Consider the following 9,482-nt stretch of genomic DNA (forward strand, 5'->3'; position numbering starts at 1 on the left):
CTCTGCCGCCGACGCCTGCGCCGGCGCGGCCACGCCCGCCGACCGGGTCATCTGCGGCGACCCCGGCCTCCAGCGCCTGCAGCGCGACCTTCGGCGCGCCTACGCCGAGGCGCTCGCGGCTCACGAGGAGCGCGATGTGCTGCGCGCGCGCCAGCTCGCCTGGCGCGACGGCCGCAGCAGCGTCACGGACCCCGCCCGCCTCGCCGCGCTCTACCAGCAGCGCATCCGCCGGCTGGACGCCGCCACCGCCGACGCCCGCCGCAGCCGCTGACCCTCAGGCCGGACCCGGCAAGGCCAGGCTAGAACTCGTCCCAGCCGTCCGGCTCCGGAGCCGCCGACACGGCCGCCCCGCCCCGGCTCGACACGACCTTCAGCGCCCGGACCGTCCGGGGAGCCGCCACGTCGTCGTTGGCGCTCAGGTTGAAGCGCGCCACCAGCGAGGACAGCCCGTCCGCCTCCTGCGCCAGGCTGCCGCTGGCCGCAGTGGTCTCCTCGACCATGGCGGCGTTTTGCTGGGTGGCCTGGTCCATGTGGTTCACGGCGGTGTTCACCTGCTGCAGTCCGGCGGACTGCTCCTGCGCCGACGAGGCGATCTCGGCCACGCGCGCGGCGATGTCGCCGATGCGCTCGATGATCGCGTTCAGCGCCTCGCCGGTGTGCCGCACCAGGCCCACGCCCGCACCCACCTGGTCCGCCGACTCGCTGATCAGCGTCTTGATCTCCTTGGCGGCTTCCGCCGAGCGCTGGGCCAGGGCCCGAACTTCGGAGGCGACGACCGCGAAACCTTTGCCCGCGTCCCCGGCCCGCGCCGCTTCCACGCCGGCGTTCAGCGCCAGCAGGTTGGTCTGGAACGCGATCTCGTCGATCACTCCGATGATTTGGCTGATCTGGCGCGACGAGCTTTCGATCCCGCCCATGGCGCCGATCGCCTGGCCCACCACCTCGCCCGACCGTTCGGCGTCCTGGCGGGCCGCACGCACGGCAGTGTTGGCATCGTCGGCGCTGATCGCCGTGCGCCGCACGGTGGCCGTGATCTGGTCGAGGGCCGCCGCCGTCTCTTCCAGGCTCGCCGCCTGCTGCTCGGTGCGGCGCGACATGTCGTCGGTGGCGCGGCTGAGCTCCTGGGACCCGGCGCGGATCCCGTGCGTGGCCCGGCTCACGGTGCGCATGGCCTCCTCCAGCGCCTGCATGGCGCCGTTGAAGTCCACGCGCAGCTTCTCGTACTCGGGGGCGAAGGGCTGGGTCACCCGGAACGCCAGGTCGCCCGCCGACAGCTTGTCCAGGCCATCGGCCAAGGCCGTCACGACCTGCGCCTGCAGCCGCGCCGCCTCCGTCCGCTGCGCCTCGTCGCGCGCGCGTTCCGCCTCGGCGGCGGCGCGTTGCTCGGCAGCCTCCTGCTCCAGGCGCTGCTTGTCGATCCCTGCCTGTTTGAAGTGCTGCACGGCGCCCGCCATCTCGCCGATCTCGTCGGTGCGGCCGACCGCCGGCACCTCGACGTCGTGGCGGCCGCCCGCCAGCACCTTCATCACCTCGGTCATCCCGCGGAGCGGGGCGATCACCTGCCGCAGCACCGTCACGACGCTGAACGCGAGCACCACGCTCGCGACGGCGAATACGACGGCCGTCACGATCAGCGCATTGTGGTACGCGGCGTCGGACACCCTGCCTTCGTCGGCGGCGACCTCGATCTGCAGGTCGACGAGCTTGCCGATGCTGTTCGTCACGGGATCGATGGCCGGGTAGAGGTCATGGGTCACGAAGGCGTCCAGCGCCACGCGGTCGTTCGCCGCCAGGATGGTGTTCAAACGGCCCACCGCACTTCGGGCTGCCGGCAGCGTGCCTTGAACCTCCCGCACCAGCCGCGCCTCCTCGTCGGTAAGGCGCGTTGCGGTATAGGCGCTCCAGTGATCCTTGATCTCGGCCTCGGCGCGCTTCAGCCCGGCGATCCCCTGGGCCGGCGTCAGCGCTCCGGACCGCACCTTGTGGGCCGTATCGACGACGTTCACGGCGTACATGTCCGAAACGGCCTTCAGTTCCTCCAGCGGGCGCACCCGGTCGGCGATGATCGAGTCCAGCCGCGCGTTGGCGGCGCTGAGTTCGAAGACACCCAGGCCAGCCACGATGCAAAGCAAGGCGCTCAGGGCGGCAAGGCAGGCAATCAGGCGCGCACGAATAGTCAGCTTCATTTCCAGCTCCACGAATATGCGCGCAGATCGCCGGATCAGACTGAACGGTCACCTAACGATGGTTTTCCGATTCCCCATTGCGGGTAAGCGGGGCCGTTGGATGGCTGCGGCGTGTCGCCACGCCGGCGCTGGCGAACGCCTTTCCGGCCTTCAGCAGGCGTGGCGGAAGGCCTTCGGCGGCTGCACGAGCTCGTTTACCGCCTCCACGTAGGCCTCGATGTTCCGGCGCGCCGCGGCCACGCCCGAGATCCCGTGCGCCTCGAGGCTGGACAGGTCCCCGCCCACCTCGAACAGGGCCCGGAAGGCCTCCTTCTCGATCAGCGGCGTCGGCAGGATGTCGATGTCCTGCTCGCGCAGCATGCCGACCACCGTGGCCAGCGAGCGGGGCTTCAGCGCCGCCGGCACCCGCGACAGCAGGCAGTGATGCGGCAGGTGGTTTCCCGCCCGCCGGCCGAACGACGCCACCAGCTCCGCGGCCTTGATCGCCTCGACCGCGTCCATCGGCGAGCCATTGAGCGGGGTCAGCACCAGGTCGAAGCGCAGGGCGGCGAAGATCATCGCCCCGCGGACGGACCCTTCGGTATCCACGATCGTCCACTCGGGGTCGCGCCGCCGGGCCTCCTGGGCCGCGTCGCGGATGTCCTGCACCGTGGGCGCCGCGTGGACGGTGATCGCCTCGGGTCGGCGCGGCAGGGCGCCCCAGCGCACCAGCGGCTTGTTGGGGTCGGAATCGATCAGCGCGACCCGCGCGCCCCGCTCCGCCAGCCCGAGCGCCAGCAGCAGGGCGGCGGTCGTCTTGCCCGCCCCGCCCTTGGGGCTGATGAACGCGATGTTCGGCAACGACCCGTCCTCCTCCGGCTACTCCGCCGGGAGCTGGTTCTCCGCCCGGCGCGCCTGCATCCGGTCGAACTCGGCCCACACGCCGGCGTCGCCGTGCCATTGGCCCTTGGTGGCCGCCTTGGAGTACTCGGTCGAGCGCGCCTCGAAGAAGTTGGCGTGCTCCACGCCCGACAGCATCGACTGCAGCCAGGGCAGCGGGTTCTCCTTGACCTCGTACACCTGCGGCAGGCCGAGCTGCTTCAGCCGCCAGTCGGCGATGAAGCGGATATAGGCCTTGATGTCCTCGGGCGTCATGCCCTGCACCTCGCCGGCCTCGAACGCCAGGTCGATGAACTTGTCCTCCAGGCCGACGACGGTCTTGCAGCAATCGACGATGTCGTCCGCCACCGCCTTGGTGACCGCCCCGGTCTCCTTGTTGAAGGCGTGGTACAGCTTGACGATGCCTTCGCAGTGCAGGCTCTCGTCGCGCACCGACCAGCTCACGATCTGGCCCATGCCCTTCATCTTGTTGTGGCGCGGGAAGTTCATCAGCATGGCGAAGCTGGCGAACAGTTGCAGACCCTCGGTGAAGCCCCCGAACATGGCCAGCGTCCGGCAGATGTCGGCGTCGGTGTCGACCCCGAACTTCTGCATGTAGTCGTGCTTGTCGCGCATCGCCTGGTAGTCGAGGAAGGCGGTGAACTCGCTGTCGGGCATGCCGATCGTCTCGAGCAGCAGCGCGTAGGCGGCGATGTGGATCGTCTCCATGTTGGAGAACGCCGACAGCATCATCTTCACCTCGGTGGGTTTGAAGACGCGGCTGTACCGCTCCATGTAGTTGTCGTTCACCTCGACGTCCGACTGGGTGAAGAAGCGGAAGATCTGCGTCAGCAGGTTCCGTTCCTTGTCGTTCAGCTTGGACGCCCAGTCCTTGAGGTCCTCGCCGAGCGGGATCTCCTCCGGCATCCAGTGGACCTGCTGCTGCTTCTTCCAGAAGTCGTACGCCCACGGATACCGGAACGGCTTGTAGGCGTAGGACGGGGTCAGCAGGCCAGGCAGGCTACGGACGTTGGACGTGGTCATCTCTCAGGTCCCGCGACGAATCAGGAGCGCCAGGCTCCCGTTAATGGAAAGGTAAGCCTGAAGCGCGCCGGACGCAGCGGGAAGTTTCGTCGCGGCCGGGGATAATTTCGCTACGGATTGTGGATAGCCCATGAGCAACCGCTATATCTTGTATTCCGCCCAGGGCTCGGGCGGCGTGGCCGTGGAGGCGGCGTTGACGCTCGCGGGCCAACCCTACGAGCTGGTCGAATCAGCAACCTTCGACGCCGACGACCGGGCGTCCGGCGACCGCGTGCTGGCGGCCAACCCGATGCGTCAGGTCCCGGCCCTCGTGACGCCCGCGGGCGAGACCCTCACCGAGAGCGCCGCGATCCTCATCTGGCTGGCCGAACAGCACCCGGAGGCGAAGCTGGCGCCGCCGGCGGGCGACCCGCGCCGCGCCGCCTTCCTGCGCTGGACGGTCTTCGTCTCCTCGGCGATCTACGCTCACTACTGGCTGAAGGACGACCCGTCCCGCCTGGTGGCCGACGCCGGCCTCCACGGCGACGTGAACCGGCGCCTGGAGGAGCGGATCGTGGACTGCTGGCGCACGATGGAGGCCCAGCTTGCGCCCGCCGGCCGCTACCTGCTCGGTGACGAGATCTCGGTCCTCGATCTCTACGTCACGGTCGTCAGCCGCTTCCGTCCGCGCCGCCAGCGCTTCTACGCCGCCGCCCCGCGCCTGGGCGAAGTGGTCCGCCAAGTCGACGAAGACCCCCGCCTCGCCGCCTTCTGGCCCGCCCGCTATCCGTTCGAGCCAGGCTGGGATCGCCTCTGACACATCCTCTCCCCCCGAGCGAAGCGAAGAGGGGGGAGAGGTGACTACCGCGACGGCCGCAGCGAGAACGTGAACGCGGCCACGGTGTCGTCGCGGGTCTGCTGGCCGAAGACCATGTGCCGGCCCTTCACCTCGCGGTGGATCACGCCGAACGACGACTGCAGGTCGCCCTTGCGCCAGCCCACGCCGACTTGGGCGTCGCCCACCAGGGCCCCCGACGTGTCGGTGCTCCAGCCGGCGCGGTCCCAGCCGCTCTCGCCGTGCAGCATGTTCAGGCCCACGGCCCGCCCGCTGGCCGCGGCGAACAGGTACCAGCGGCCCCGGTCGCCGAAGCTGGCGCCGTCCTTGACCCCTAGGTCGCGCAGTTGCTCCAGCGCCCGCTCGCCGCGTGACTTGGACACCGTCAGCGTGGCGCCGCCCTCGGCCGAGGTCCCGAAGTTCGACACGCCGAAGCCGGCGTGCGGGGCGATGTCGAACGCCAGCGCGCCGTCGTCGAAGCTCACCGCCCTCGGCCAGCTCCGCACCAGGGTGACGTCGAAGCGGTCGTTCTTGGCGCTGGCCCGCTCCAGGTTCAGCGGCACACCGCCGGGCGTGCGCAGCACCCCGCCGAGGTTGATCCGCAGGGAATCCACCGGCCCGTCCTCGCGGTGCGACAGGCGCACCTCGCCCGACTGCCAGAACACCGGCCCTTCGCCGACCTTGAACGCCTCGCGCTCGACGAACCGCGCCGACGGATCGATGGCGACCGCCTGGCTGGTGGGCGCGAAGGCGGCGTCCTTCAGCGCTTCGCGGGTCGAAAGCTCATACGAGATGTCGGGGGCGTCGAGGAACGCGATCGACTGCGCTGCGGCGCTGCCGCCCGCGAGCGTCGCCAGTCCCAACGCGTACGCCAAATGCGCCCCAAAACGCATCCGCACACTCCCGATCCACGCCCCGTGCGGCGTGGTCCCCGTACGCATAGTTCGACGGAGATGCGACGCCGGCAAGCGCTAAAGCGTCGCACGCGAATTGTGACAGGGTTACCGTCGCGAAACGCCTAACCTATTGGCAGGCGAGGCATTCCTCGTAGTCGGTCTTGCCCTCGACCTTCAGCTCGGCCACCGCCGCCGCCTCGCCGCCGGCGTGGCTGGCGCGCTGCACCGATTTCGAGCGCAGATAGTAGAGCGACTTGCAGCCACGCTCCCACGCCTGCCAGTGCAGCATGTGCAGGTCCCACTTGTCGACGTCGCCGGGCAGGAACAGGTTCACCGACTGGCTCTGGCAGATGTCGGGCGTGCGGTCCGCCGCCAGCTCCACCACCCAGCGCTGGTCGATCTCGAACGCCGTCTTGTAGACGTCCTTGTCGTCCTGGCTGAGGAAGTCCAGGTGCTGGACCGAACCCTCGTTGGCCAGGATCGAGTCCCAGACGGCCGAGGTGTTGTTGCCTGTCTGCTCCAGGATCTTCTCCAGGTAGGGGTTCTTCACCGCGAAGGTCCCGGAGAGGGTCTTGTGCGTGTAGATGTTGGCCGGGATCGGCTCGATGCCGGCGCTGGTGCCGCCGCAGATGATCGAGATCGAGGCCGTGGGCGCGATCGCCAGCTTGTGGCTGAACCGCTCCATCACGCCGCGCTCGGCCGCGTCCGGGCACGGGCCGCGCTCGGCGGCCAGCTTGCGGGACGCCGCGTCGCACTGGCGGCGCAGGGTCTTGAAGAGCCGCATGTTCCAGCTCTTGGCCATGGCGCTCTCGAACGGGACGTTCTGCGCCTGCAGGAACGAGTGGAAGCCCATGAGGCCCAGGCCGACCGACCGTTCCCGACGGGCGGCGTAGACCGCGTGCTTCATCTCGGGCGGCGCGCGGGTGATGAAGTCTTCCAGCACGTTGTCGAGGAAGCGCATGACGTCCTCGATGAACGTCGGATGGTCGCGCCACTCCAGGAACGTCTCGGCGTTGACCGAACTCAGGCAGCAGACCGCGGTCCGCTCCAGGCCCTGATGGTCCTTGCCGGTGTGCAGCATGATCTCGGAGCACAGGTTCGACTGGCGCACCGACAGGCCCAGCTCGCGCTGATGCTGCGGCATGGCGCGGTTCACCGTGTCGGAGAAGATCAGGTAGGGCTCGCCCGTCTGCAGGCGCACCTCGAGGATCTTCTGCCACAGCGAGCGGGCGTCGACCTCGCGGATCACCTCATTGGTCTTGGGCGAGCGCAGGCCGAACATGGCGCCGTCGCGGACGGCCTCCATGAACGCGTCGCTGATCGAGATCCCGTGGTGCAGGTTCAGGGACTTGCGGTTGAAGTCGCCCGACGGCTTGCGGATCTCGAGGAACTCTTCGATCTCGGGGTGGTGGACGTCCAGGTACACCGCCGCCGACCCGCGGCGCAGCGAGCCCTGGCTGATCGCCAGCGTCAGGCTGTCCATCACGCGGATGAAGGGGATGATGCCGCTGGTCTGGCCCGCGCCCTTCACCTTCTCGCCGATCGAGCGGACGCCGCCCCAGTAGGTGCCGATGCCGCCGCCGTTCGAGGCCAGGGCCACGTTCTCGTTCCAGACGCCCTGGATGCCTTCCAGGTTGTCGGGCACGGCGTTCAGGAAGCAGGAGATCGGCAGGCCGCGCCCCGCGCCGCCGTTCGACAGCACCGGCGTCGCCGGCATGAACCACAGGCGCGAGATGTAGTCGTAGATGCGTTGCGCATGGTCGGCGTCGTCGGCGTAGGCCGTCGCGACGCGGGCGAACATGTCCTGGTAGCTCTCGCCCGGCAGGAGGTAGCGGTCCTCCAGCGTGGTCTTGCCGAAGTCGGTCAGCAGCGCATCGCGCGACCGGTCGACCTCCACCTTGCGGACGAGCTGAAGCTGCGGGCGCGGAGGCGCCGATGCAACCCGTTCAGAAGTCTCGGCAATCCCAACTTGCACCGCTTCACTCATCTGCCTGTCGAAGCCCCTCGAAGGAGGGCCCACCGGCCCTCCGCCCTATATGTTGTGGTCCAGCCCCCGAACCAACCCACATATGGGGCACTGCTCGTATTGAATCGTCAATGAGGGCGCAGGCTCGTCCCCAAGGTTTTTCGCTAATGAGGCGTTAACGCGCAGGCGAACGCTCTCGGGAGCCCGGGTTAACGGGACCGCGATTCACGACACTGTGAACACCTACCGGGTCAGTGGCCAAACGAGCGCGATCAGCGCCGTCCCGACGACCAGAACGATCAACGTGAGGGGCGCGCCCAGCCTGGGGTAGTCCGCGAAGCGATACCCGCCGGGCGCCATCACCAGCGTGTTGCACTGATGCCCGATCGGCGTGAGGAAATCGCAGGCCGCGCCCATGGCCACGGCCATCAGGAACGGGTCGGGCTGCAGGCCCAGCAGCTTGGCCAGGCTGGCGCCGATCGGCGCCACGATCAGCACGGTGGCGGCGTTGTTCAGGAATGGCGTCGCCGCCATGGCGACGGCCATCACCGTCCCCAGCGCCAGGATCGGCGGCCGGCCGCGGAACAGGTCGGCCAGCGTATGGGCGATGAGGTCGGCGCCGCCGGTGGCGCGTATCGCGTCCGAGACTGGGATCAGGCAGGCGATCAGCACGAGCAGAGGCCCATCCAGGGCAGAGTAGGCCTCGCGCATGCGGATCGCGCCGATGGCGATCATCACCGCCGCTGCGCCGAAGAAGGCGATGGCGACCGGGGCCACCTTCAGGGCCACCAGCACCATGGCCGCCGCCAGGATCGCGGCGGGCGCCAGGGCGTGGCGAATGCCGCCCAGCCGCACCTCGCGCTCGGCCAGCGGGAGCAGTCCCAACGTCCGCAGCACGCCCGGCAGCGCGCGCTCGGCGCCCTGCAGCACCACCATGTCGCCGGCGCGCAGACGCAGCGTCCGCAGCGCGCTGGCGATGCGATAGCCGCTACGGCTCACCGCCAGCAGGTTCACGCCGTGTGTCCCGTGCAGGTCCTCCTGCCGCGCGGAGCGGCCGATCATCATGGAGTCCGGACCCACCACCGCCTCGACGATCCGCACCTCCTCGGTGGGCTCGTCCATGGCGATCGGGCGGTTGGCCCGCGTCAGCCGCAGCTTCAGCCGCGCGATCAGGTCGTCCAGCGCCTGGTGGTCGCCCTCCAGCAGCAGCACGTCGCCGGGCCGCACGCGGGTGTTCGGATGCGGCGACGGATGCCGCTCGCCGTCGCGCAGCAGGGCCATGACCGACACCTCGCCGTTGGCCAGCCGGCCCAGCTTGGCCACCGTCGTGCGGCCGGGGTCCCAGTGGCCCGGCACCTCCACCTCGGTCACGTAGGGGTTGGCCGCCAGCGCCGCGTCCATCGCCTCGGGCGTCGGCCGCGAGGCCGGCAGCAGGCGGTAGCCGAACGCCAGGAACGCCAGCCCGACCGCCGTCACCCCCAGACCTACGGGCGCGTAGTCGTACATGTCGAACGGCTTGCCCAGGATCTCCTCGCGCACCTGGGAGACGATGATGTTCGGCGATGTGCCGACCAGCGTCACCGTCCCGCCGAGCAGCGCGCCGAACGACATGGGCATCAAGAGGCGCGACGGCGGCGTCCCCGTCCGCTTCGCCACCGACAGCGCGATCGGCATCATGATCGCCAGCGCGCCGACGTTCTTGGTCACCATCGACAGCA

The 9,482-nt window shown here is 69.5% G+C and carries 8 protein-coding genes; 2 read left to right on the forward strand and 6 right to left on the reverse strand.

Annotated features, from left to right (window positions below):
• Nucleotides 1-271 (forward strand): lysozyme inhibitor LprI family protein (locus Q0L11_RS06315; RefSeq protein ID WP_296596124.1); only part of this gene is annotated, 271 nt, incomplete at its 5' end.
• Between the two features lie 28 nt (nucleotides 272-299).
• Here the strand turns inward: Q0L11_RS06315 and Q0L11_RS06320 are convergent.
• From Q0L11_RS06320 to Q0L11_RS06330, 3 genes are all read right to left on the reverse strand, one after another.
• Entirely contained in the window at nucleotides 300-2,186 is a 1,887-nt protein-coding gene (locus tag Q0L11_RS06320) for a methyl-accepting chemotaxis protein (RefSeq protein WP_296596125.1), read from the reverse strand.
• Nucleotides 2,187-2,336: 150 nt separating this feature from the next.
• Nucleotides 2,337-3,026 (reverse strand): AAA family ATPase, encoded by a 690-nt coding sequence (locus Q0L11_RS06325; protein ID WP_296596127.1) that lies wholly within the window; start codon nucleotides 3,024-3,026, stop codon nucleotides 2,337-2,339.
• A gap of 18 nt (nucleotides 3,027-3,044) precedes the next feature.
• The gene (locus tag Q0L11_RS06330) at nucleotides 3,045-4,088 is read right to left on the reverse strand and encodes a ribonucleotide-diphosphate reductase subunit beta (RefSeq protein ID WP_296596128.1); all 1,044 of its coding nucleotides are present in this window, start codon (nucleotides 4,086-4,088) and stop codon (nucleotides 3,045-3,047) included.
• 130 nt (nucleotides 4,089-4,218) lie between these two features.
• Here Q0L11_RS06330 and Q0L11_RS06335 point away from each other — a divergent pair, with 130 nt between their 5' ends.
• On the forward strand, nucleotides 4,219-4,884 hold the full coding sequence (locus tag Q0L11_RS06335) for a glutathione S-transferase family protein (RefSeq protein ID WP_296596129.1): 666 nt from the start codon (nucleotides 4,219-4,221) through the stop codon (nucleotides 4,882-4,884).
• 44 nt (nucleotides 4,885-4,928) lie between these two features.
• On the opposite strand, the gene Q0L11_RS06340 is transcribed toward Q0L11_RS06335, so the two are convergent.
• From Q0L11_RS06340 to Q0L11_RS06350, 3 genes are all read right to left on the reverse strand, one after another.
• Nucleotides 4,929-5,777 carry a lipid A-modifier LpxR family protein gene (locus Q0L11_RS06340; RefSeq protein ID WP_296596130.1) on the reverse strand — a complete coding sequence of 283 codons (849 nt, stop codon included), beginning with the start codon at nucleotides 5,775-5,777 and terminating at the stop codon, nucleotides 4,929-4,931.
• 148 nt (nucleotides 5,778-5,925) lie between these two features.
• The gene (locus Q0L11_RS06345) at nucleotides 5,926-7,785 is read right to left on the reverse strand and encodes a ribonucleoside-diphosphate reductase subunit alpha (protein ID WP_296596131.1); all 1,860 of its coding nucleotides are present in this window, start codon (nucleotides 7,783-7,785) and stop codon (nucleotides 5,926-5,928) included.
• A gap of 222 nt (nucleotides 7,786-8,007) precedes the next feature.
• On the reverse strand, nucleotides 8,008-9,482 hold a 1,475-nt coding region (locus tag Q0L11_RS06350), incomplete at its 5' end, for an SLC13 family permease (RefSeq protein WP_296596132.1).

Source organism: Phenylobacterium sp. (genome assembly GCF_024508875.1).
GTDB lineage: Bacteria > Pseudomonadota > Alphaproteobacteria > Caulobacterales > Caulobacteraceae > Phenylobacterium.

Coding starts and splice junctions, on each gene's coding strand:
- Q0L11_RS06335 (WP_296596129.1), top strand. CDS start 4,219: ATGAGCAACCGCTATATCTTGTATTCCGCCCAGGGCTCGGGCGGCGTG.
- Q0L11_RS06345 (WP_296596131.1), bottom strand. CDS start 7,785: ATGAGTGAAGCGGTGCAAGTTGGGATTGCCGAGACTTCTGAACGGGTT.
- Q0L11_RS06330 (WP_296596128.1), bottom strand. CDS start 4,088: ATGACCACGTCCAACGTCCGTAGCCTGCCTGGCCTGCTGACCCCGTCC.
- Q0L11_RS06320 (WP_296596125.1), bottom strand. CDS start 2,186: ATGAAGCTGACTATTCGTGCGCGCCTGATTGCCTGCCTTGCCGCCCTG.